The organism is Sphingobacterium spiritivorum ATCC 33861 (genome assembly GCF_000143765.1).
Lineage (GTDB): Bacteria > Bacteroidota > Bacteroidia > Sphingobacteriales > Sphingobacteriaceae > Sphingobacterium > Sphingobacterium spiritivorum.
This window is the reverse complement of record NZ_GL379770.1, coordinates 278,625-300,478: the sequence shown is the minus strand read 5'-3', so window position 1 is coordinate 300,478 and position 21,854 is coordinate 278,625. Positions and strand designations below refer to the sequence as shown.

The window sequence follows — 21,854 nt, the reverse complement described above, 5'->3', positions numbered from 1 at the left end:
CATGAAAAGATATATTGGTTTTTTACCTTCCTTAGTATTGGTACTTGCTTTTGGGGCTTGTAAAAATGAAAACAAGAATTCGGATCATATCATTGAAGGAAAAATAGAACGGGATCAACTGAGTGTAGTAACGAAAGTGCCCGGCAAGATTGAAAAAATATTGGTAAGTGAAGGACAACACGTCCGGAAAGGTGACACACTGATTATGCTGGAAATACCAGAGGTCACTGCCAAAGAGGAACAGGCTAAAGGCGCACTGGATGCAGCTGAAGCGCAGTATGAGATGGCCAGAAAAGGGGCTACTGACGGACAGCTTAAACAATTGAATGCGAAAGTAGCCGGACTGAAGGAACAACTGGACTTTGCCGAAAAATCATTGAACAGACTTTCTAACCTACTAAGGGACAGCCTGGTGCCTCAACAAAAATATGATGAGGTCTACGCTAAATATCAGGGCGCAAAAAATCAATATATTGCTGCTCAGGCTGAACTTAGCGATGTTCGCAATGGCGCACGTGTAGAACAGCAGCGCATGGCTCTGGGACAGAAAGAACGTGCATTAGGTGCTGTCAATGAAGTAAACGTAGCTGCTAAGGAACGATTTCTGATTGCTCCGCAGGATATGACGGTAGAAAGTATAAACCTGAAGGTAGGCGAACTTGCGCTGGCCGGCTATGCTATTGTAAACGGATATCTTGATGAGACTACTTATTTCCGTTTTACACTGACGGAAAAAAAGATGGCGGCCTTACGCCAGGGCGCGGAAGTAAATGTCCGTATTCCTTATAAAGACAATCAGGTAGTCAAAGGATCTGTTTCCTACATCAAAGCATTGAATTCATATGCTAATATTGCTACAGCCTATCCGGATTTTGACCAACAGGAGTCCCTGTTTGAAATCAAGGTAGTGCCAACAGATAAAAATGCGGCGCGTGAACTGCTTACCAAAAGCAATGCGACATTAGACATCAGCAGTATGGCGACTAAGTAAAGGAGACGGGCATGAAAATGATATGGGAATTAATCAAGCGTGAATTCAGGTTATTTAATAACAACAAAGTCTTACGCATTCTGTTTATAGGAGCTCCGATTCTCTACGGAGTGCTTATTGGCAATGTGTATAAGAAAGGGAAAGTAACCAACCTGCCTGTCATTGTCGTAGATGAAGATCGTTCGCCTATGAGCAGCAAACTGATCGATATGTTCAATGAGAGCGAGGTTATCTATGTATCCGATATACTGAACGACAGTTTCAACTCCCGCCAGCTGGCGCTGGAGCGTGAAGCGACTGTAGTTGTACAGATTCCGAAAGGGTTCATGGCTTCTGTGAGCCAAAACAGGCAGACGGAGGTCGCCGTATTTGTCGATGCCTCCAATACGCTGACGTCTAACTATGCTATGCTCGCGGTCAATGTATGTGCTGCCACAATGAAGGCGGGGATACAGATCGAAGCCCAAAAGAAAAAAGGGGTGCCGGGTTATATCGCCAGTCAGCAATATGAGCCGTTTAAAACCACGATCATCAAACAGAATATCAGAAGCGGTAACTATTTGTATTTTATGCTTCCCGGGGTATTGATGACGGTATTCCAGCAGATATTGTTATTAGGACTCGCCTTGTCTTTTGCTTCAGAATTTGAAAACAACACTTTTTCACAATTGCTTTCTAAAACTTCAAATCCGTTTACATTAATATTTGTCAAGGTATTCCCCTATTTCCTGATGTCTATCGGAGTGATGGCTCTCTACTATGGATTCTCTGTTTTCTATAAGATGCCTATACAGGTAGAGATCTGGCCATTTCTCTTATCCACCACTTTATTTATATTAGCGGCCAGCTTTATTGGTATTATGGTCAGCATCGCTATTCCCAATCAACTAAAAGCTACAGAGATCTTAATGGTGATTGCAACCCCTAGCTTTATCCTCAGTGGTTTTACATGGCCACTTAGTCAGATGCCACAATGGGTACAGGTGTTATCGGATGTCATTCCCCTAACCCATTACCTGCAGATTTTCAGGTTATTATTTATAGAACAAGCCCCGGCTTATCTTATTCATAAACCTATGATCGCGCTAACCATCATTATGTTTATCTGTTTCTTATTATCTGTATTACTTCTATATCTGAAAATAAGAAAGGTAAAAAAACAAAAATCAGTCACGGCTACAGTCTAACAGAACAATAAAACAACTTACAATCAAACAGCATACATGAAAGTTATAGAAAGCACAATCCCGGTTGACATATACCGAAATCTCAGAGTTGCTGCAGGATTATCACCCAAAACTCAGGAAGCCGCCAAAACAGGACTTAGAAATTCTATACATTCGGTCATGATCCAACATGAGAATCAGGTGATCGGGATGGGCAGAATCATAGGTGACGCAGGTTGTTTTTGTCAGGTGGTAGATATTGCAGTTCTTCCGGAATATCAGGGGCAGGGTGTCGGAAAAATGATCATCCGGAATCTGATGGATTTCATCAATACTAATCTTCCCTCCTCTTGCTATGTCAGTCTGATCGCTGACGGAGACGCCTCTTTTCTCTACGAAAAATTTGGTTTTAAAGATACACTTCCTGCATCCAGAGGTATGGCTTATAAGGTGCAGTAAATAAATACAGCCTGCTTAGGAATATAAGCAGGCTGCTTCATAATTTGAGGTTACATTTTGTTTATACTTCTGTTTTCTGAACAGCTACCTGAGGACCTCCTTTTAAAATATCCTCCGATACACCGTATTTATTCATGTTGCTTATGAACAGAGCCGCAAGTTTAGCTGCCTGTAGATCATAAGCTTCATCATTTTTCCACAGTTTCTTAGCATTAAGGATATCATCCGGTATTCCATAGCAGCTTACCGGGTAGCGTAAGCCAAATATCTCATGCTTATTGAAATCTGTATCCTGCAATTCGCCACTCATAGCAGCCCGGATCAGACTTCGGGTATAACTCAGTTTGATTCGGTGTCCTACCCCGTATGGTCCTTTTATCCAGCCTGTATTGACCAGCCATACCCGGATAGACGGATCGGATATGAGCTTAGCTTTCAGAAGTTCTGCATATTGCTCGGGATGTAAGGGAAGAAAGGCCTGACCGAAACAAGCAGAGAACGTAGCTGTAGGCTCTACTACTCCGACTTCTGTACCGGCTACTTTCGCCGTATATCCTGAAATAAAATGATACATGGCCTGCTCGTTATTGAGCAAAGAGATCGGAGGAAGTACACCGAATGCATCTGCTGTGAGGAAGAAAATATGCTTTGGTGTATTACCTTTTCCGGACAGATCAGCACCTTCCATATAGGAAATAGGGTAAGAAACACGAATATTTTCCGTTACAGTGATATTTTCATAATCAGGCGTGCGAGTGCCCGGTTTATACACCACATTCTCCAGTAATGCACCAAACTGGATGGCATTAAAGATCTCGGGCTCCTTATCAGCCGTAAGACCTATACATTTAGCATAACAGCCTCCTTCAAAATTAAAGACTCCGTCTGCAGACCAGCCATGCTCATCATCTCCTATCAGCAAACGGTTTCTATCTGCAGATAAGGTTGTTTTTCCTGTACCGGACAAACCAAAGAACAGTGAGGTTTCCCCTTCTTTGCTTTTGTTGGCCGAACAATGCATAGATAATACAGCATGTTCTAATGGTAGGATAAAATTTAATATAGAAAAAATACTCTTCTTGATCTCTCCGGTATATCCTGTACCGGCTATCAGTACCATCTTACGGGTGAAGTCTATAATTACAAAATTCTTGTTGCGGATTTCATACCCTTCAATGGATTCCATATCCAGAGAAGGCGCGGCCAGAATAGTCCATTGAGGAACTACCGAAGCATCTGCTACTTCAGGACGGATAAACAGGTTATTAGCAAAGATACTTTGATAAGCTGTCTCTGTAATCACACGGAGCGAAATAGCATACTCAGGATCTGCTCCGGCAATAGCATCACGGACATAGATCCGTGGAGCAGCACTCAAATGCTCAGCAACCTTGACACGTAACTTTTCAAAGGCTTCTTCCGAAACAGGCTGATTAATGTCGCCCCACCAAACATGATTTGCTGTTTTCTGATCTTTCACGATATACCGGTCTTTTGGCGACCGGCCGGTGAATTTTCCTGTCCTTGCATTCAGCGCACCTGTATCAGACAAAGTGCCTTCCGAATTTTTAATTGCATGCTCTACTAAAGTAGAGACATCCAGTTGATAATTTACCTCATGATTGTTATCAATATTAAGGTATGCTAAATCAAGTTTGACTAATTTTTCTGTAGCCATAAAAGTTTTAAATTTGAGCGTAAAATTAGAACTTTATTACGCTAAAATGCAAACGATTGTACTTTTAACACACATCTAACTAGCTCATAATCAGCGTTAAAAAATTTATTTTTTTTAGCACAACTTTATGCAAAATATGCGTTATTGAATAAATTTGCACTGCAACCAACTTTTATAACACAAAAAAGGCCCTGATAAAATCAGAGCCTTCTTTATATTTTGCAATTTTACAGACCTTCTGTCATATTGTTGTTTTCCGTTTCCGGGGCCTTATCGATCAACTCCATAAACTGATCCAGTTTAGGGGTGATAATGATCTGGGTTCTTCTGTTTTTCATTTTACCTGCAGCCGTACTGTTATCTGCGATAGGATTATATTGTCCGCGTCCGCCTGCAGTCAGACGTTTAGGATCTACTCCATAGGTATTTTGAAGTGCCTGTACAACTGAAGAAGCTCTTAGTGTACTCAGATCCCAATTGTTACGGATATTAGTTTTAGAGATAGGATCCGTATCCGTATTACCTTCGATCAACACTTCATAGTCTTTGTAATCCTGGATAATCTTTGCAATCTTACTTAAAGTCTCGCCAGCCTTGTCCGAAATTTCATAGCTTCCTGATTTATAAAGCATATTATCCGATAAGGATATATAAACTACCCCTTTCAATACCTGGACATCGACATCTTTCATTTCTTCTCTGCTCAGCGAGCGGGTCAGATTATTGGTCAATACCATATTAAGTGAATCACTTTTATTCTTCGTATTCACCAGGTGCTGTATATACTTATTGGAAGCATTGATCTCATCCACCAGTTTGGAAATATTAACATTTCCCTGCGAATTCTGATTAATACTGTTATCTAATGTCTTCTGCAGATTAGCGTATGCTTCTTTCAATTGAGCATTGTTGGCCTTTTCGTAAGCTAACTGCTCCTCCAGACTCTTGATACGTGTACGGCCTTCCGTCAGGTCAAGCTGGCCTTGCTGATACTTCTGTGCAAGATCACGATGCTCTGTTTGCAGCTTATCATAGTCTGTCTGTAAACTTTTGAACTTTCCACTGCTCACACAACTTGTTAAAAACAAACCCGAGAGTAGTATTGATATGGGTAAAACCGATTGCTTCATCATTATCGATAGATTTAAGGTATTTCAATAAATATCTAATATAAGGATTATAACAAAAGAAATGCCTAAGTTTTACAGAGTTTAGAAATTCTATGACAATACAATTGTGCAGACAGGACTCTTAAAAAGCAAGTATCCAATCACACATACCTCCACAAAAAACGTTGTAACATGCTTTTGACAATAAAAAATTTACAGATTGTAATCAATATATTTGATTTAAAATCAGAATATTGAAGACTACCGGAACGCATAATGATTTAACATTTTTTAAGTAAAGGCTACCTCAAACTCCTATAATGAATTCACTCAACTAACACTGATATAAAGTCAATATGAAAAAAAAGACGCTCATCTACCTTATACTGATTCTAGGTATCTGCGCAACCGCATACGCATTGTTTTTCAGAAAAGATAAGACCAATGCTTCTGAAAATGGGAATAAACCCAAATCTACCCTCCTTACTGCAGAAGGTTTGATCGTCAGTCCTACCGAATTTGACAATGTACTATCCTTATCAGGAACAATTGATGCCGATGAAAAACTGGAAGTAAGAAGTGAAGTAAGTGGCAGGGTAGATAAAATCTTTTTCAATGAAGGGCAACGTATAGCTCAGGGACAGGTTTTAGTTAAAATTGATGATATAGAACTGCAGGCACAACTCAAACAGACACAGACAAACAATCAGTTAACTGCTGAAAATGAAAGAAGGGCTAAATTACTTTTGGCCAAAGGGGCTATCAGTCAGGAAGAATATGATATCGCCAGTGCGGCCTATAAAACTTCTCTTGCTCAGATTCAACTGATCCAGGCTCAGATTTCGAAAACAACAATACGGGCGCCGTTCAGCGGTACTATTGGTTTGCGTAATATCTCTCCAGGAACTATTATATCGCCGACTACATTGATCACGAATCTGGTAAAGGATAATCGGGTAAAGATCACCTTCTCGGTACCTGAAAAATATGCCAGTCAACTCAAGACAAATTCCAAAATAGAATTTACAGTATCTAATAATGCGCGTACATTCGAGGGCAATATCTATGCTATAGAGCCTGAAGTGGCACTTAACACCAGAACAATGACCGTACGGGCTATGGCACAGAATCCGGAAGGCAAACTGATAGTAGGATCATATGCGAATGTACTGCTGCCTCTCAATGACAGCGTGACAGCTATCTCAATCCCTTCACAGGCGATAGTGCCGGTACAGGATGGCAAAAATGTATTTATCATGGAAAATGGAAAAGCAAAACAGGTGGAAGTACAGACAGGAAGCCGTACGGATAAAGATATAGTTGTATTATCCGGACTTAAAGCCGGAGATACCGTACTCACCACAGGTGTATTGACCTTGAAGGATGGTGCAGAAGTGAAAGTCACATTAAAGAAATAGAAACGATGAATCTTTCCGCGATATTTATTAAACGACCGGTACTGACAATCGTAGTTAACGTAACGATCATCCTGTTTGGCTATATCGGATATAGCTTTCTGGGTGTACGGGAATATCCCTCTATCGATCCGGCTATCGTATCTGTCCGTACTAATTATGCAGGGGCTAATCCGGATATTATCGAATCTCAGATCACCGAACCTTTAGAAAAATCCATCAACTCTATCGATGGTATTCGTAACATTACATCCTCCAGTAGTCTGGGTTCAAGTAATATTACTGTAGAATTTGAATTAGAAAAGAATCTGGAGGAAGCAGCGAACGATACGCGTGATAAAGTATCTCAGGCGCTGCGAAGTCTTCCACAGGATATAGACGCTCCTCCTGTAGTTTCCAAGGCAGATGCGGATTCCGAACCTATCATTACGCTGACCATACAAAGTGATACCCGGGACAAATTAGAACTCAGTGATTATGCTGAGAATGTAATCGGTGAGCGTCTGCAAACAATACCCGGAGTAAGTAGTGTACAGATATGGGGACAGCAGCGTTATGCTATGAGGCTATGGTTTGATCCGGCTAAGCTGGCTGCTTACAGTGTAACAGTAGATGATGTAAGGGCAGCTTTAAGTGCACAGAATGTCGAACTGCCGTCCGGAAAAATCGTAGGAGCCAATACCGAACTTACCGTCAAAACTGTCGGTAACCTCTCGACTGAAAAAGAATTTGAAGATATTATCATCAAGTCAGATAGTGACAGGATTGTCAAGTTCAGCGATGTGGGCTATGCTAAATTACAGGCCGAAAATCTGGAAACAAAAATGGTAAGCAATGGTAAGCAACTGGTAGGGGTAGCGATTATTCCTCAACCGGGTACCAACTACATTGACATTGCCAATGATTTTTATAAATTACTCGACCAGCTAAAAGAGGATATCCCTGAAGATATTACCCTCAATGTTGCTGCTGATAATACCACGTTTATCAAAAAGTCTGTTATCGAAGTGGCGGAGACTTTACTGATTTCTATTGCTTTAGTGACGCTAATCATTTACTTTTTCTTCAGAGACTGGGGAATCGCACTCAGACCTTTGCTTGATATTCCGGTATCGCTGATAGCAACTTTCTTTATCATGTATATCTTCGGATTTTCCATCAATGTACTGACACTTCTGGCGATTGTACTTGCCACTGGTCTGGTCGTGGATGACGGTATTGTCGTCACCGAAAATATATTTAAGAAAGTAGAGGCCGGTATGTCTCCTATCGAGGCTGCACTGAAGGGATCAAAAGAAATCTTCTTTGCTGTTATTTCGATATCGGTGACGTTAGCAGCTGTATTTCTTCCCGTAATCTTTCTGCAGGGGTTTGTAGGCCGGCTCTTCAGGGAATTTGGAGTGGTCATAGCCTCTGCTGTTCTGGTATCGGCCTTCGTATCGCTGACATTGACCCCTATGCTGAATGCTTACCTCATTAAGGGAACCGGTCACGAAAAATCCAAATTCTATATCTGGACAGAGCCGTTTTTTGAAAAAATGAATAGCGGATATGCGAAGATACTTGAGCATTTTATGAAAATAAAGTGGATCAGTTTTCCGATTCTGATTCTTTGTTTTGTAGTGATCGGTATCATCTTCGGATCCATCAAGAAAGAAACAGCTCCATATGATGACCGCAGCAATGTGAATATCAACGTAACAGGACCAGAAGGAGCAACTTTTGAATACATGGACAGGTATATGCAGGAATTTGATAAATTGATTGCAGACTCTGTTCCTGAAAACAAAATCAGTCTTGTCATGACCTCCCCTACTTTTGGAACAGGCTCTGTCAATAACGGCCGGGTGCGGATGACACTTGTAGATCCCGGAGATCGCTCCCGTTCGCAGGATCAGGTAGCTTCGGAATTGACAAAATGGACCAAACAATACGACGGTGTACGAACCAATGTTTCTCAACGCCCTACTATATCTGTCAATCGTCGCGGAGGTCTGCCGGTGCAGTATATTATACAAGCTCAGAATTTTGATAAGTTGCGGGAGAAGATTCCGGCATTTATGGACGAAATCAATAATGATCCCACCTTTTCCACTACAGATATTAATCTTAAATTTAATAAACCGGAGCTTCATATATCTATTGACCGTGCCAAAGCCCAGACGATGGGAATTTCGGTATTGGATATTTCACAAACGCTGCAAATGTCCCTGAGTGGTCAGCGTTTTGGTTATTTTATGAAGGATGGCAAGCAGTATCAGGTGATAGGTCAGATTGAAGATGACAAAAGAGCAACACCTCTGGATCTGAGTGCAATCTTTGTTAAGAATAATCTGGGACAACTTGTACAACTGGATAATCTGGTACAGCTAAAAGAAGAAAGCAGTCCTCCGCAACTGTACCACAATAACCGGTATATGTCTGCTACTGTATCAGCAGGATTGGCTCCGGGTATGAGTATGAACGACGGTATTGCTGCGATGGATCGGGCAAAGGCTAAGGTGCTGGATGAAACCTTCACGACTGATCTGAGCGGTGAATCCCGCGATTTCGTGGAGAGTAGTTCAAATACGATGTTTGCATTTGGTCTGGCTCTGCTATTGATTTACCTTATTCTGGCGGCTCAGTTTGAAAGTTTTCTGGATCCGTTTATTATTATCCTGACCGTGCCTATGGCTGTAGCAGGTGCATTGATCAGTCTCTGGTTGTTCGGACAGACATGGAATATCTTCAGTCAGATCGGAACTATTATGCTTATCGGACTGGTTACAAAGAATGGTATTCTGATTGTAGAATTTGCCAATCAGCTGAGGGAAGAAGGTATGCCAAAATTTGAAGCAATTATGCACTCCGCCGAATCCAGACTTCGTCCGATCCTGATGACCAGCCTGGCTATTGCTCTCGGTGCTTTGCCGATTGCGCTGTCTCTGGGAGCTGCTGCTACCAGCAGAATCGGAATGGGTGTGGTTATCGTGGGAGGGACTATATTCTCCCTGATACTGACATTGTTTGTGATTCCTGCTATTTATTACATGTGGTCCAGGGCAAAAAAACACAGACCTGAATTTGATAATATTGAAGTTTAAAAATAGACGATGAGATATATATTGACACTGCTCACTTTGCTTTGTAACATCAGTTTCAGCACCTATGCACAGGAGCTGTTGACGATGGAAGATGCGCTGACAATTACACTGGAGAATAACTTTGATATCAAAATAGCAAAAAATAATACACGTATTGATCAGCAAAATTTCAGTTTAGGGAATGCCGGGATCCTGCCACGGGTTACTGGCAATTTCACCCGTAACAACTCTATTCAGAATTCCAGACAGGTAAGGGCTGACGGACAGGTGCAGGAACTGAATAACGCTAAAAATGATAATATGAACTACGGCGTAACATTGAACTGGACTGTTTTCGACGGATTCAGTATGTTTGCCAGATATGACCAGTTGCGTGAGATTCAGAAACAGGGTGAAACGGAAGTGAAATATGAAATACTAACGCAGGTGAGTGAAGTCATTGCGACGTATTACAATCTGGTGCAGCAACAGAAAATGTTAAAAGCGCTGGATACGGCTATAGATCTGTCAGAATATCGTCTGACTATGGCAAAAAACAGATTTGAGATCGGGAAAGCCGCAAAACTGGAAGTATTGAATGCTCAGGTAGATCTCAATACGGATAAAACAGCCTTATTGCAGCAAAAGGAATTGTATGCTAACACCAAGACTTATCTTAATCAGCTAATGACCCGTGATCTGAATACACCTTTTAGGGTGATGGACAGCATTGCAATCAATGACCAGCTAAAACTGGGGGAACTGTTACAGACCGCTGAAAGTCAGAATCCGCAAATCCAGCTGGCTCTGATCAATAAACGCATAGCAGAATATAATCTGAAACAGATAAAAGGAGAACGCTATCCTATCATCGCGCTCAATAGTGGTTACAATTTTAATGAGTCGCACTCTTCTTTGGGATTTGCCACAGAAAACAAAGGAAAGGGATTCAACTATGGTGTAACGGCTTCTGTAAATATTTTCAATGGTTTTCTCCAAAACAGAAATGAAAAAATCGCGAAGATCGAAATTGAAAATTCAGAATTGCAGATCGGACAACAGAAACAGACGATCAGTGCGCAGGTCACTACTCTTTTCCAGACTTATATAACTAATATCGGCCTGGTCGATCTGGAGAAGAAAAATGAAGAACTCGCTAAAGAGAATATGGATATTACGCTGGAGAAATTTAAAATAGGGACCATTACAACTCTGGAAGTGCGAACTGCGCAATTGAATTATATCAATGCGATGGCCAGAAGCTACACCGCTCAGTATCAGGCAAAGTTATCGGAGATCAGGTTAAAGGAACTTTCGGGCAATTCATTTTAGACGGAATGACATAAAATGAACAGGCTGCTATTCTTCAAATTCTACCCATTTCCTTTCCAGATATACCGGAGCAAGTAAAACATCATCCTGGTAAAGATTTGCTTTTATAAATGCTCCTGCATCAGCCATATATTTAATGCTCATATCCGGCATACTTGCAGAATCATAATAAGATCCATACAAACACTTATAGGGGTTATCTTTTACATCGTTGGTAAATACAGATATCAGAAACATCTTTTGGGAAGTTGTATCCGGTTTACTGTAGCCAAAAACACGGTAATCCGCTCTTATATTGTTGTAGACATGAATCATACTGTCTGTCTTGGATATTTCTGCTCTCTGCATGGATTCTTCATCTATTGGCTCGGGATACACTTCTCTTACCCGTTTTTCTTTTACTGTAGTATCCGCCGGTCTGTTATTTTGAATGCTGTCCGTCTCTTGATCTGTGTTGCGGTCATTAGCAGATGAAATGCTTTTATCGGGATTTCCACAACTCCATAAGGACAGCATCACTGTCATTATCAGGAATGCTTTCATGTGTTTGCGCGGAAAGATATAAAATGCCATTTGAAATCAGTTTTTTATTTAGGAATAATCTTACAAAGATCATTCCTGATCCATTAGCTTCGAAAAAAATCCTGATATTTGGAAATATCGTTTGATAGGAATTTTTCTGATTTAATCACTTGAAAAACGACCTCAATACATAAACCAACTTTTATAATGAAAAAACTTGTCTGTCTGACTCCGGGGGAATTTGTATATACAGAAGAATCTGTTGCGGCTTTGCCTGCTGACTACACGCTGCTTCGTATGAAAAGACTGGGAATATGCGGAACGGATTACCATGCTTTTGAAGGAACACAGCCATTTTTCAGTTATCCGAGAATATTAGGACACGAAATTGCTGCAGAAGTAATAGATACACAGGAAAACAAAGACTTGAAAACAGGCGATCTGGTGACGATAAGTCCATATTTCTATTGCGGTAAATGTATAGCGTGTCGCAGAGGAAAGACGAACTGCTGTGTGAACATAAAAGTTTTCGGCGTCCATATTGATGGTGCTATGCAGGAATATATTGCAGTTCCTACTTCTTCCGTGCTCAAAGGAAGAGGATTGACAGCGGACGAACTGGCGACAGTAGAACCTCTTGCTATAGGTGCACACGGTGTACGTATGGCACAGATTGAACCGGGGGATAATGTGTTGATTTTAGGAGCGGGTCCAATCGGATTGGGGACTATTGCTTTTGCCAAAATTGCAGGAGGAAATGTGATGGTACTGGATGTAAATGACAACCGATTAAACTTTTGCAGGGAAAAACTGGACGTAGAGCATACTATCAACCCACTAAAGATGGATGCATCAGAGCAGATAAAAACTATTACAAATGGTGATATGGCAACCGTAATTATAGATTGTACCGGTAATCTGAATGCGATCAATAATGGCTTTCAACACCTGGCTCATGGCGGAAAATTTATAATGATAGGCCTACAAAAAGGTACGATAGAAGTTGTTCACCCCGAGTTTCACAAAAGAGAAGCTGTACTGATGAGTAGCAGAAATGCTCTTCCGTTAGATTTTGATTTTGTTATAAGCTGTATTCGTAATGGTCAGATTAAGCCGATGGACTTTATTACGCATCGCCTCACTTTCGATGAGGTCAAAGATAAATTCAGTACATTATCCGACAAAGATGCGGATGTCATTAAAGCGCTGATTGTATTTGACTAAGAAAAGCTTTGAACGCTAAGGCTGAAAAAGTTGCTATTCCTGCTTATTACAGAATGAGCAGGAATAGCATATTATTCAAACGATAAACTCATTTTACTAAATCCCAGTCCAGTCAACAGTGGTTTGAATACCGTGACAGCATTTGTACGTGTCTGTTGCAGAATATCCGATTTACGCACTTCTGCAGCAACTTCCTGCTCGGCACTTTTGTACGCCTCGTCTACCAGATCTGCTTCTCTGAAAAAGGCCATCTTTGTATCGTATACACGGGAAGCTTTGTGGTCTATCTTGATATAGCATATCTCCGGTTGCGGAAGTTTTATGGATACCGAATCTCCTGTGACTGTGATATCTTCTGCCTTTAGTTTGGAAAGATCGATACAACCGACGGCATCAGCCTTAATAATCAACAACACACTGGCATCCGGCAAAAACGTGGATACATTCTTATGTTCTACTACATCGCTGAAACGGTATTTGACCAATTCCAGTTTACCCATTGCCTCTATGCGTTCTATCAATATCTGGTGTTTACTTTCTACCGTGGTCTTGGGACTAAATTTGTCAGCAATAAGCCAGCCTAAGAGCCCGATTACTGCAACTATCATTAAAATCTTTAATAATCTAATCATAATCAGATATAATCAATTTGCAGACCAGTTTTTAATGCGTGTAAAGGTTTACCTTCCGGAAGTTACAACAGTACACTCAAAATAAACACAAGCAACTGATTAACAGCACTATAAATCAAATTAATTGTATTAAAAAAGATACAAATTAACGATCCAGACCATGACAATATGTAAGCAAAAATGATGACGTGACGATGAAAATTGTTAAGCTAATTGAACCTGACGGAATAGGATTTTATCCTGCCCGATGAATATCTCCTCACCGACCGCCACTCCCATGGTGCCACTGCATCGGGATCTTTCCATAGGCCTGCCCTATTCTTTCGGGCTTCTCTTTCGAGCCGGGCATACAGTGGATCTTTGGAGTATCTTTTAAAGTGCCAGGCCATACCTTGAATGATCATTTGCTGATTGACGATCTGTTTATTGGCATTCACAATAATAGCTATAGCCCTCCCGTATCGGTCGTATTTTTCTACCTGCACCGTGACATACTGCCCATAACACAAATCGGATAAGGCTTTTTTTGCGGCTTTACCGTAGGGTTGTGATTTCTTCAACTCCGGACTGTCAATATGCGACAGTCGTATTTTGAGTGGTTGACCTTCATACAGCACTTCCATACTGTCTCCGTCTATAATACGGATCACTCTGGCGCTGAAGGTCTGCCCTTTCAGGTTTTTCTGCACCGGTTGCCGGATCTGCTTCTGTCCGTGTACCGGACAGAAGCAGGTCAGCAATGTGATCAGCAATATCAGTCTTCCCAGCCACATAATGTCTTGCCGCTGTCTTTTGCTTTGTCAATCGTAGTCTTGACAATCTTTGAACCGCAGTTGCTCAAGCCTCTGCAATTTTCTTTGTAATGATATCTTTTGGCAGTCTTGCTGCTGCAGATATAGACTTTATCTTTAGAATCTTCCCGTGTTTCGGAAGCTGATCCGGCATGCGTATCAGATGTACTTTTAGTATCTGCAAAGGCATTGACGGGGATATCTTTATTGGTTTCTGTACGTGTATTGGTACAGGTGATACTGTTAAAGATCAGGAGGAATATGAGGTAGGTTTTCATGATTGATTAGCTTATTCGGTTTCCAGTTCTTTTTTCTCCGGAAATAGTATGGACAACAGGACTGAAATGATTAATACGCCTCCTACTATACCTAATGAAACTGGTGAGGGAATGTGAAACCATGGGGAAATCAGCATTTTGATGCCTATGAATGCCAGTATAACGGATAGTCCGTACGGTAATTTGCTGAACATGTGAATGAAATTGGAAAGCAGGAAGTATAGGGAGCGTAATCCCAGAATGGCGAATATATTGGAGGTATAAAGGATAAACGGGTCTTTGGATATGGCGAAGATGGCGGGTATGGAATCTACGGCAAAGAGGACGTCTGTAAATTCGATAACTGCGACAACGACGAGGAGTGGTGTGGCGATTTTCATTCCGTTCTGAACGGTAAAGAATCGGTCTCTGTCATAATTATCACTGACTTTGTAGAGTTTTTTTATGAGTCGGGCTCCGGCTGAATTGCTAAAATCCTGTTCGTCATCCTCATCTCCTCCTCCCCAGGATTTGATGCCGGCATAGATAAGGAACAATCCGAACAGGGTGAGCACTACATTGATTTCTACGGTATGTCCTAAAAGTTGCATGGCTGGCAGATAGGTAATATTGATAATGCCTACTCCTGCAAATATAAAGATGGCTCTGAAAACGAGTGCACCGAGTATCCCCCAGAACAGGACTTTGTGGTGCAGATTTCGGGGTACTTTGAAATAGGAAAATACGAGTATGAAAACGAAGAGGTTGTCGACGGACAGTGCCTTTTCGATCCAGTAGGCGGCCTGAAACTGGGTAAATTTTTCTATAGCGAGCTGGTGGCCTCCGGCATCTCCGTTGAATACGTAATATACGATTCCGGAAAAGATCATGGCGAGTGATATCCATACAAATGTCCAGATGGTGGCTTCTTTGGAGGTGACTATGTGGCTTTTTTTGTTAAATACGCCGAGGTCTAAGAGTAACATGATGATTACTGTGAGGGCAAATCCCCATACGAGACCGGGGTGGAGGTCTAAAATACTTGTTTCCATTTTTTTAGTTAATTAAGGTATGTTTTTATTGATTGGCGATGGATATGACGGCTACCCGACCTCCTTCTTCTGTGGAGAGGACGAGTTGTTTGCCATGGGTAATTTCTACCATTTCGCCTATTTTGATTTGTTTATTATCGGTTTTATCGGTCAGGTTTTTGAGTTTTTGGTTGACAAATACCCATTTTGCATTGTAGTAGGCAAAGTATCCTACGGGCTTTTTATCTGCGGTCGTGAGTTTTTCATTCCGGATGATATTGCGGTTACTGTGCCATTGGTGCAGGGTTGAATTGTCGTATATCACCAGCCGCTGATTTTCGGGTTTCCATACATTGGGTTTGAACTGGTAATAGAAATCCAGAACGGGTATGGTGTTTTTGTAACGCGTACCGCAAAACGGACAGCAGGTATTATTGCTGTTGTTGTAGATAAACCATTTTTGTTCGCAGGTGGTATTGCTGCATTCCAGTTTGAGGTCATTGGTTTTGATGAGTGCCTGTTCCCATGCTTCTGCGGGTGGACGTTCCATCGGATGATGCAGCCCTTTGATAAAGGCTTGCTCAAACAGTTCTTTGAGATAGGGTCCGGTGATGGTATAGGGTGTTTTTTGCAAATCGGTCCACGGGGCAAATTTTTGCATATTATGTCCGTATTCGCGTTTAAAATTGCGATTGCTGTTATCGGATGGGTGCTCTACAAAGAGGGCTTTCTCTCCCATGAGCAGGTCTTCTTCTTTTTCAGTATCTACAGGGCCAAAATAATTGCCGCCTCTAAGCGGGTGTCTGTACAGGAGGTACATGTATATGAGTACTGAGAGTGCATGCAGGTCTGTAAGACGGTTGGGCAGCTTTCTGTTCGGATCATTTTTGTCGAGATGTTTGGTGGCTAACACTTCGGGGGCAATAAAGTCTGCGGTACCGATGACATCGGGCGGAAACAGTCCCGGCACGACTAATCCGTCAATGTCTATAATGGCGGCGGTCTTGCTGACCGGATCAATGAGGACATTTTTGTAGGAAAGGTCTGAATGCGCGAGTCCTGCTGCATGGAGCCGCTTTACGCCTCTGGCGATGTTGACACAGACCTGAAAGTAGCTGAGCCAGTTACCGAGTTCGGACGGGTCTAATTTGGTACCGGACTGTGCGGCACGAAATTTGGCACTGGCAAACCATTTTCCTTCTTTTTCGCCTCCTTTCAGCAGGTTGTTATGGAGGTAGCCTTTTTTGAAAAAGAAATTTTTGCTGTAAAAGGGTACAATGATTCCGGTTCTGTTTCCTTCCTGCACCACGTCTGTGGGCCAGGAATAGAGTTCTTTGTAGAAAGCGCCACTGAGGGGTTCTCTGGTAAAGAAGCTGTCAAAATACTGGGTAGCGATGCGCTTGAGTCGTTCTCTGGCATTATAGTCTTGCGGAGTTCTGTAAAAGGCCACCACGTATTTTTTATCGGGACTGAAATACACGTCTTTCATTCCTCCCTGTTTGGGTTCGCCATTGTCTATATACTGATAGGTTTTGCCCTGTGTGATGATGGATTGTACGGTCTTGGTGATCATGGTTCAGGTATTAAAAGATGATGGCAAGTGTTCGGTCATCGTGATTGCCTGTACTCCAGAATTCCATCCAGCGGGACAGCTGTTGGGTTATTTCGCGATTCCGGGCAGAGAGTTCTACTGGTGTATTTTCTTCGTTTTGACCTTTGAGGTCTTCTAAAAATGTGATCCAGTTTTCATGTTTCTCCAGATTGGCTTCTACGACAAATTTGGGATCATAGATACCGTCTGTCATCATAAACAGGTAACTGAAATCGGGATATATCTTGAAATTGAACCGGCTGGCCATCGGGTGTTCTTTGGAATGAAAGATATCTGCCTGTGTAATAAAGCGTGTTCCGCCGCCAAATTCGCCTACATCCAGCCAGTTGAGTAAAGTGGTTTCGGTCTGTTCGGTATTCATAATGGCGATGGGGCAGTCTCCTACTCCAAAGCTGAGGACGACGTATCCGAATTCATATTTTTTAAACAGTGTAAAGATGAGGGTGGCATGGAAATAGTCGATGGGGTTTTTGATTCTCGGATTCTGGAATTGTGCAGGATCGGATTGCCGGGTTTGTTCGGCAGTCTCCTTTATTTTGTTGTGCACATATAGGACGGCTTTGTATAGGTTTTGTTTGGAAAGTACATCGATCTCTTTGAGGAGGTTGACATCGCGTGTACTGTTGTACTGGTTTATTTTGTTTTCAAATGCCTGAAAGGTTTCCTGATCGAGCTGGTTTTCAAAATAGTCTATGACGGAGGTGCAGGCTATTTGTGCTCCTTTGCGGGACATGGAGTAGCTGCCGGCTCCGTCAGAAACGGCTGCCACGGACCATCCGATGCTTTCGATGTGTTTGAATGCCATATCGTCATCCCGGAAAGATCCTGCGTTCTGATGAGACCGTCCTCTGTCTGATGAGGCGACTACGTGTTTTTCGCCCAGTTTTCCAAAATACTGTACATGGTCTTCTTTCCAGAAAATTCCTTCCCGGTCACTTGGCAGATTTTTCCACAGGGTTTTGGGATCGGGATTTACGACCAGTGAAATTATTTTTTCATGGGGTGCGGTATCTTTATCTTCTGCTGCTGTCTTGAAAAGCAGGGTAAACTTCAGTTCTCCGCTCTGCTCGGGTGTGCCTTCTATAGTGCGGTGTTCGGCATTAAAATGGAGTCCGATCTCCTGTAGTCCTTTCCATTCGGCAAAAATCATTTCGTCAAGATCCAGTTGTTCTGGCTTGATCTGTGCCTGATAAGATTTGCCACAGGTGGCGTTGGGGATGATCAGGGGTTTAGCGATGATATCCGCGATGTGATTTTTTAATTGCCATTTGTCCATAAGAGCGCTTTGTTGCTCAATGATCGTTTGTACTGCCTCCGTATTGAGGGCTTCCTGTACAAATTCATCGAATAATTTTTTCTTTGCTTCGGCTATTTTTACGCCCTTGATCGTAAAAAGCTGCTCGATATAGGTTTGTATTTCTATAGTCTTTTCCATGATTATCCTTGTGTTCGGTTTACATCAAATCCGCCTTCACCAAATCCGTACTGTGCCTGTGTGTGACACCAGGGGCAGGTACTGAGTGCTTCTTCTCCGACACAGTGTAGCTGTCCGCAGCTGCAGGCGGCAAAGGCATATTGATTGCCGCAGCACGGACAGGTGGGTGCTCCGATGAGTTCCTGTGTATGTATTTTATGTTGTTGCGCTGTACTTTCGGCCAGCTCCAGATAGCTGTTTTCTACGGGATAGGCTCCTACGAGCCGGTAATACCGGGTATGGAGTTCCATTCCTCCGAGCTGCTCTGACTGTATCATTTTTCTGTATTTCATAAGATAGAGTCGCTTTGTATGCTGGCATTTTGCCTGTATGACAACGTAATTATGGTCTGTCCAATCTGATGCTGTGCTTTTTGACAGGTCTATTTTTTCGATTATCGCCGGATCTGTGTGGCTGAGTTCAAAGCCTGCGGTATTCTTTTCTACGCTCTCGCTGCTGGTCTTGATGGATGCGGTGATCCATTTAAAAAATTCTTTGTAGGAAGCGGCTGTGGTATTTTTGAACAGAAGTACCTGATCGGTGAGTTGCCCCAGCACATGGCTGTCGGCTTCTTCTCCAAAGGATACGGCAACCATATTGGTGGCTGTTTGCCAGTTTTGTTTCCACTCGTCAATCGCTGTTTGTACAGGATCTGTGGGTACTCCGTCTGTAAATAAAAATACAATGGGCTTCCAGTCACCCTTTTGTTCGGCGGTGGTTTTGATCGTGTTTTTTCGCAACTCGTACATGAGGTGTCCCAGTCCTTTGCTGAGGGAGGTACCGCTTCCGATAGGGAATTTTGGCGGATAGAACTGAATTATTTCCTGTAAGGGTACAAGTGTTTTTGCTTGTCCGGCAAAGATGATAATGGAAATATATACGGTTTCCATAGCTACCGGATCGGTTTTCAATGCCTGAATAATGGTTGACAGTCCTTCTTCTACCTGCTGAATGGGTTCGCCCACCATGGATTCGGAGACGTCGATCAAAAAATAAACGGGTAATCTTCTGCTCATGATATTAAATGACTATGTGTACTTCTGATGGCGGTGGTGGCAGGGCAACTGTATCGGTGGTTCCTCTGCTTTTGTTGCCTTGTTCTATGGTATCAGATACCCATTTGAAAAACTGTTTCAGGGTACTGCTGTCGGCTGTATTGAGGTGTACAACATCGCTGGTCAGTTCCAGTAGTTTTTTATCGTCTGCCATATGCCCTGCAGCACAGCCTACGATGGTTCCGAAGTTCAGGGATCTGATCTTCGGAATCATCTGACTGTAGAGTTGCAGATCAGAGGGTTTGCCGTCGGTAAAAATGAAAAGTAAGGGCCGCCAGTCGCCTTTTTGTTCCGGCGATCCTTTGATCACTTCCCGGGTTGCGGTATCATACAATATTTCCAGTGCCTTGCCTGTAAAGGTGGGTCCGCTTTCGGGACAACTGATTTCGGGCAGCTGAAAAGATTCTAACGCGGTCAGCGGTACTATTTCTTTCACTTCCCGGTCAAATGTGATCATACTGATCCACAGGGTCTCGGCTGCCTGGGCATCTGTCCGCAGATTATTGATCATACCGCTCAGTGCATTATTCAGTGCCTGAATGGGTTCGCCGTGCATGGAGCCGGAAGTGTCTAATAAAAAATAAACGGGTAATCTTCTCATGGTTATTTTTTTCCGAATAGGGTTTTGAGCAACAGCTTGCCGATTTTTTGTTCTACACTTCTTTTTGTGGTCGGTATTCCTGTTTTCCTTGTAAAACTTTGTTTTGCCGCGGTCAGACCTGAGGCTCTTTTCCACGAAAAGGAAAATCCGTATTTATTAGGTGCCATAGTACGCTTGGATTAGGTTTTACACAACGATATTCAGTTCGGTAGGTGGCGGTGGCAGTTCATTCAGTCCTGTCGCTTCTTTTCCTGAATCTTCTACTTTGGTGGACGATACACCTATAGAGGCGGTCACCCATGCAAAGAATTTGGAGATGCTCTGGCTGTCTGCGGTATCCAGACTCACTACATTTTCTGTGATCTGTTTCAGCACACTGGTATCTGCTCCGCTACCTGCTGCACAGGCTATGGTATAGGCGGTTTTGCGTTTTTGAAATTCGCGCAGACCGCTTTGCCAGTCGTCTGTCGGGATTCCGTCGGTCATGATAAATACCAGCGGTTTCCAGTCTCCTTTTGATTCGGAAGTGGTTTTGGCGACTTCATTGTCTATGCAGTTGCTCACTACTTTGAGAGCTTCGCCAAGTGAAGTGGTGCCGGTGGCTCTGATATCTACCATCTGGAAGGCGCCCAGATCTGTAAGCGGTATCAGCTGTCTGGCACTGCTGTCAAAGGTGATCACACTCAGAAAAGCGGTTTCTATGGCCTGCGGATTTTGTCGCAGGGAACTGATCATGACCTGAACGCCGTTTTTCACAGCTTCTATGGGTTCTCCGCTCATGGAGCCGGAGGTATCGAGGACAAGGTATACGGGTAATCTTCTCATATTATAAATAATTTTGTGCTACTGTTTTGATGGTTTCTTCCAGTTTTCTGTCTTTGGTAGGTTCGCCTACTGCGTTGAATTTCCATTCGCCGTTGCGTTTGTAAAAGATGCCTAATACCATGGATACATGTCCTGCAAAGCCGGTTCCTTTGACAATGTCGTAGGTGGCAAATACTTCATTGACACGCGTAGGTGTACCTTCGTAAATACGGATGGAGGCAAACGGTATGGTTCCGAAATCGTGTCCTCTGAAACTGTTCAGGACAAATGCGACGTGATTGACGGCTGGATTGAGTCTGGTAAAATCCAACGTTATGATCTCATTGTCCAGGCCATCATCGCCATCCATATCGCCTGTGAGATCATCTCCGCTATGCAGGATGGCGCCGTCTTTGGATCTGAGGCTGCCAAAATACACGACATCGATAAGGTTTCTGGAGGTGTCGTAGAGGACACAGCTGGCATCGAGATCTACGGCTTCGCGTGTGACATTGCCCAGCCATCCTTTTTTCTCTATTGCGCCCCAGTTGACTCCTACACAGATATTTTGCAGGGTACTGCCGTTGTTTTTCTGCAGGTTTATTTTCTGCCCTTTCTGTAGATTAATGGCCATAT

At 42.7% G+C, this 21,854-nt stretch carries 21 protein-coding genes; 7 read left to right on the top strand and 14 right to left on the bottom strand.

Annotation, left to right across the window (positions count from 1 at the left end):
- Nucleotide 1: 1 nt before the first annotated feature.
- The 3 genes from HMPREF0766_RS01515 to HMPREF0766_RS01505 are packed head-to-tail and all read left to right on the top strand — an operon-like array spanning nucleotide 2 to nucleotide 2,616.
- A complete protein-coding gene (locus HMPREF0766_RS01515; protein ID WP_002993083.1) occupies nucleotides 2-991 on the top strand; it encodes an HlyD family secretion protein in 990 nt (329 codons plus the stop codon).
- 11 nt (nucleotides 992-1,002) lie between these two features.
- Nucleotides 1,003-2,178, top strand: a complete 1,176-nt coding sequence (locus HMPREF0766_RS01510) for an ABC transporter permease (RefSeq protein WP_002993082.1) — start codon at nucleotides 1,003-1,005, stop codon at nucleotides 2,176-2,178.
- A 36-nt stretch (nucleotides 2,179-2,214) separates the two neighbouring features.
- The gene (locus HMPREF0766_RS01505; RefSeq protein WP_002993081.1) at nucleotides 2,215-2,616 is read left to right on the top strand and encodes a GNAT family N-acetyltransferase; all 402 of its coding nucleotides are present in this window, start codon (nucleotides 2,215-2,217) and stop codon (nucleotides 2,614-2,616) included.
- Nucleotides 2,617-2,677: 61 nt separating this feature from the next.
- Here the strand turns inward: HMPREF0766_RS01505 and pckA are convergent, their stop codons facing one another.
- Complete coding sequence (gene pckA, locus HMPREF0766_RS01500) at nucleotides 2,678-4,294, bottom strand: phosphoenolpyruvate carboxykinase (ATP) (RefSeq protein WP_002993080.1); 1,617 nt, start codon at nucleotides 4,292-4,294, stop codon at nucleotides 2,678-2,680.
- 227 nt (nucleotides 4,295-4,521) lie between these two features.
- Nucleotides 4,522-5,427, bottom strand: a complete 906-nt coding sequence (locus HMPREF0766_RS01495; protein ID WP_002993079.1) for an OmpA family protein — start codon at nucleotides 5,425-5,427, stop codon at nucleotides 4,522-4,524.
- 332 nt (nucleotides 5,428-5,759) lie between these two features.
- Here HMPREF0766_RS01495 and HMPREF0766_RS01490 point away from each other — a divergent pair, with 332 nt between their 5' ends.
- Genes HMPREF0766_RS01490 through HMPREF0766_RS01480 form a run of 3 tightly spaced genes read left to right on the top strand, consistent with a single transcriptional unit; the run spans nucleotide 5,760 to nucleotide 11,215 of the window.
- Entirely contained in the window at nucleotides 5,760-6,821 is a 1,062-nt protein-coding gene (locus HMPREF0766_RS01490; RefSeq protein WP_002993078.1) for an efflux RND transporter periplasmic adaptor subunit, read from the top strand.
- Between the two features lie 5 nt (nucleotides 6,822-6,826).
- On the top strand, nucleotides 6,827-9,904 hold the full coding sequence (locus tag HMPREF0766_RS01485) for an efflux RND transporter permease subunit (RefSeq protein ID WP_002993077.1): 3,078 nt from the start codon (nucleotides 6,827-6,829) through the stop codon (nucleotides 9,902-9,904).
- 9 nt (nucleotides 9,905-9,913) lie between these two features.
- Nucleotides 9,914-11,215: a TolC family protein gene (locus HMPREF0766_RS01480; protein WP_002993076.1), complete on the top strand. Its 1,302-nt coding sequence runs from the start codon at nucleotides 9,914-9,916 to the stop codon at nucleotides 11,213-11,215.
- Between the two features lie 27 nt (nucleotides 11,216-11,242).
- On the opposite strand, the gene HMPREF0766_RS01475 is transcribed toward HMPREF0766_RS01480, so the two are convergent.
- Nucleotides 11,243-11,788 carry a hypothetical protein gene (locus tag HMPREF0766_RS01475; protein ID WP_002993075.1) on the bottom strand — a complete coding sequence of 182 codons (546 nt, stop codon included), beginning with the start codon at nucleotides 11,786-11,788 and terminating at the stop codon, nucleotides 11,243-11,245.
- 156 nt (nucleotides 11,789-11,944) lie between these two features.
- Here HMPREF0766_RS01475 and HMPREF0766_RS01470 point away from each other — a divergent pair, with 156 nt between their 5' ends.
- Complete coding sequence (locus tag HMPREF0766_RS01470) at nucleotides 11,945-12,961, top strand: zinc-binding alcohol dehydrogenase family protein (RefSeq protein ID WP_002993074.1); 1,017 nt, start codon at nucleotides 11,945-11,947, stop codon at nucleotides 12,959-12,961.
- A gap of 71 nt (nucleotides 12,962-13,032) precedes the next feature.
- Here HMPREF0766_RS01470 and HMPREF0766_RS01465 read toward each other — a convergent pair whose 3' ends face one another.
- The 11 genes from HMPREF0766_RS01465 to HMPREF0766_RS01420 all read right to left on the bottom strand — a co-directional run bounded on the left by HMPREF0766_RS01465 (nucleotide 13,033) and on the right by HMPREF0766_RS01420 (nucleotide 21,852).
- Nucleotides 13,033-13,593, bottom strand: a complete 561-nt coding sequence (locus tag HMPREF0766_RS01465) for a DUF4230 domain-containing protein (protein ID WP_002993072.1) — start codon at nucleotides 13,591-13,593, stop codon at nucleotides 13,033-13,035.
- 209 nt (nucleotides 13,594-13,802) lie between these two features.
- Nucleotides 13,803-14,366 (bottom strand): thermonuclease family protein, encoded by a 564-nt coding sequence (locus HMPREF0766_RS01460; RefSeq protein ID WP_002993070.1) that lies wholly within the window; start codon nucleotides 14,364-14,366, stop codon nucleotides 13,803-13,805.
- Nucleotides 14,348-14,662 carry a hypothetical protein gene (locus tag HMPREF0766_RS01455; protein ID WP_002993068.1) on the bottom strand — a complete coding sequence of 105 codons (315 nt, stop codon included), beginning with the start codon at nucleotides 14,660-14,662 and terminating at the stop codon, nucleotides 14,348-14,350. Before HMPREF0766_RS01455 ends, HMPREF0766_RS01460 begins: the two co-directional genes overlap by 19 nt.
- A gap of 11 nt (nucleotides 14,663-14,673) precedes the next feature.
- Nucleotides 14,674-15,693 carry a TerC family protein gene (locus HMPREF0766_RS01450; protein WP_002993066.1) on the bottom strand — a complete coding sequence of 340 codons (1,020 nt, stop codon included), beginning with the start codon at nucleotides 15,691-15,693 and terminating at the stop codon, nucleotides 14,674-14,676.
- 25 nt (nucleotides 15,694-15,718) lie between these two features.
- Nucleotides 15,719-17,245, bottom strand: a complete 1,527-nt coding sequence (locus tag HMPREF0766_RS01445) for a helix-hairpin-helix domain-containing protein (protein WP_002993064.1) — start codon at nucleotides 17,243-17,245, stop codon at nucleotides 15,719-15,721.
- 10 nt (nucleotides 17,246-17,255) lie between these two features.
- Nucleotides 17,256-18,719: a protein phosphatase 2C domain-containing protein gene (locus tag HMPREF0766_RS01440; protein WP_002993063.1), complete on the bottom strand. Its 1,464-nt coding sequence runs from the start codon at nucleotides 18,717-18,719 to the stop codon at nucleotides 17,256-17,258.
- Nucleotides 18,720-18,721: 2 nt separating this feature from the next.
- Nucleotides 18,722-19,774: a TerY-C metal binding domain-containing protein gene (locus tag HMPREF0766_RS01435; RefSeq protein WP_002993061.1), complete on the bottom strand. Its 1,053-nt coding sequence runs from the start codon at nucleotides 19,772-19,774 to the stop codon at nucleotides 18,722-18,724.
- A 4-nt stretch (nucleotides 19,775-19,778) separates the two neighbouring features.
- On the bottom strand, nucleotides 19,779-20,414 hold the full coding sequence (locus tag HMPREF0766_RS01430; protein ID WP_037459472.1) for a vWA domain-containing protein: 636 nt from the start codon (nucleotides 20,412-20,414) through the stop codon (nucleotides 19,779-19,781).
- Between the two features lie 2 nt (nucleotides 20,415-20,416).
- Nucleotides 20,417-20,581 (bottom strand): hypothetical protein, encoded by a 165-nt coding sequence (locus HMPREF0766_RS22330; protein ID WP_169311195.1) that lies wholly within the window; start codon nucleotides 20,579-20,581, stop codon nucleotides 20,417-20,419.
- A gap of 19 nt (nucleotides 20,582-20,600) precedes the next feature.
- The gene (locus HMPREF0766_RS01425) at nucleotides 20,601-21,239 is read right to left on the bottom strand and encodes a vWA domain-containing protein (RefSeq protein WP_002993057.1); all 639 of its coding nucleotides are present in this window, start codon (nucleotides 21,237-21,239) and stop codon (nucleotides 20,601-20,603) included.
- 1 nt (nucleotide 21,240) lies between these two features.
- Nucleotides 21,241-21,852 (bottom strand): TerD family protein, encoded by a 612-nt coding sequence (locus HMPREF0766_RS01420; protein WP_002993055.1) that lies wholly within the window; start codon nucleotides 21,850-21,852, stop codon nucleotides 21,241-21,243.
- Nucleotides 21,853-21,854 lie beyond the last annotated feature (2 nt).

What these genes read in the sequence shown, in the direction of transcription:
- HMPREF0766_RS01450 (WP_002993066.1), bottom strand. Translation starts at nt 15,693, where the DNA reads ATGGAAACAAGTATTTTAGACCTCCACCCCGGTCTCGTATGGGGATTT.
- HMPREF0766_RS01470 (WP_002993074.1), top strand. Translation starts at nt 11,945, where the DNA reads ATGAAAAAACTTGTCTGTCTGACTCCGGGGGAATTTGTATATACAGAA.
- HMPREF0766_RS01485 (WP_002993077.1), top strand. Translation starts at nt 6,827, where the DNA reads ATGAATCTTTCCGCGATATTTATTAAACGACCGGTACTGACAATCGTA.
- HMPREF0766_RS01420 (WP_002993055.1), bottom strand. Translation starts at nt 21,852, where the DNA reads ATGGCCATTAATCTACAGAAAGGGCAGAAAATAAACCTGCAGAAAAAC.
- HMPREF0766_RS01430 (WP_037459472.1), bottom strand. Translation starts at nt 20,414, where the DNA reads ATGAGAAGATTACCCGTTTATTTTTTATTAGACACTTCCGGCTCCATG.
- HMPREF0766_RS01445 (WP_002993064.1), bottom strand. Translation starts at nt 17,245, where the DNA reads ATGATCACCAAGACCGTACAATCCATCATCACACAGGGCAAAACCTAT.
- HMPREF0766_RS01490 (WP_002993078.1), top strand. Translation starts at nt 5,760, where the DNA reads ATGAAAAAAAAGACGCTCATCTACCTTATACTGATTCTAGGTATCTGC.
- HMPREF0766_RS01440 (WP_002993063.1), bottom strand. Translation starts at nt 18,719, where the DNA reads ATGGAAAAGACTATAGAAATACAAACCTATATCGAGCAGCTTTTTACG.
- HMPREF0766_RS01510 (WP_002993082.1), top strand. Translation starts at nt 1,003, where the DNA reads ATGAAAATGATATGGGAATTAATCAAGCGTGAATTCAGGTTATTTAAT.
- HMPREF0766_RS01465 (WP_002993072.1), bottom strand. Translation starts at nt 13,593, where the DNA reads ATGATTAGATTATTAAAGATTTTAATGATAGTTGCAGTAATCGGGCTC.
- HMPREF0766_RS01505 (WP_002993081.1), top strand. Translation starts at nt 2,215, where the DNA reads ATGAAAGTTATAGAAAGCACAATCCCGGTTGACATATACCGAAATCTC.
- HMPREF0766_RS01425 (WP_002993057.1), bottom strand. Translation starts at nt 21,239, where the DNA reads ATGAGAAGATTACCCGTATACCTTGTCCTCGATACCTCCGGCTCCATG.
- HMPREF0766_RS01435 (WP_002993061.1), bottom strand. Translation starts at nt 19,774, where the DNA reads ATGAGCAGAAGATTACCCGTTTATTTTTTGATCGACGTCTCCGAATCC.
- HMPREF0766_RS01495 (WP_002993079.1), bottom strand. Translation starts at nt 5,427, where the DNA reads ATGATGAAGCAATCGGTTTTACCCATATCAATACTACTCTCGGGTTTG.
- HMPREF0766_RS22330 (WP_169311195.1), bottom strand. Translation starts at nt 20,581, where the DNA reads ATGGCACCTAATAAATACGGATTTTCCTTTTCGTGGAAAAGAGCCTCA.
- pckA (WP_002993080.1), bottom strand. Translation starts at nt 4,294, where the DNA reads ATGGCTACAGAAAAATTAGTCAAACTTGATTTAGCATACCTTAATATT.
- HMPREF0766_RS01515 (WP_002993083.1), top strand. Translation starts at nt 2, where the DNA reads ATGAAAAGATATATTGGTTTTTTACCTTCCTTAGTATTGGTACTTGCT.
- HMPREF0766_RS01475 (WP_002993075.1), bottom strand. Translation starts at nt 11,788, where the DNA reads ATGGCATTTTATATCTTTCCGCGCAAACACATGAAAGCATTCCTGATA.
- HMPREF0766_RS01480 (WP_002993076.1), top strand. Translation starts at nt 9,914, where the DNA reads ATGAGATATATATTGACACTGCTCACTTTGCTTTGTAACATCAGTTTC.
- HMPREF0766_RS01455 (WP_002993068.1), bottom strand. Translation starts at nt 14,662, where the DNA reads ATGAAAACCTACCTCATATTCCTCCTGATCTTTAACAGTATCACCTGT.
- HMPREF0766_RS01460 (WP_002993070.1), bottom strand. Translation starts at nt 14,366, where the DNA reads ATGTGGCTGGGAAGACTGATATTGCTGATCACATTGCTGACCTGCTTC.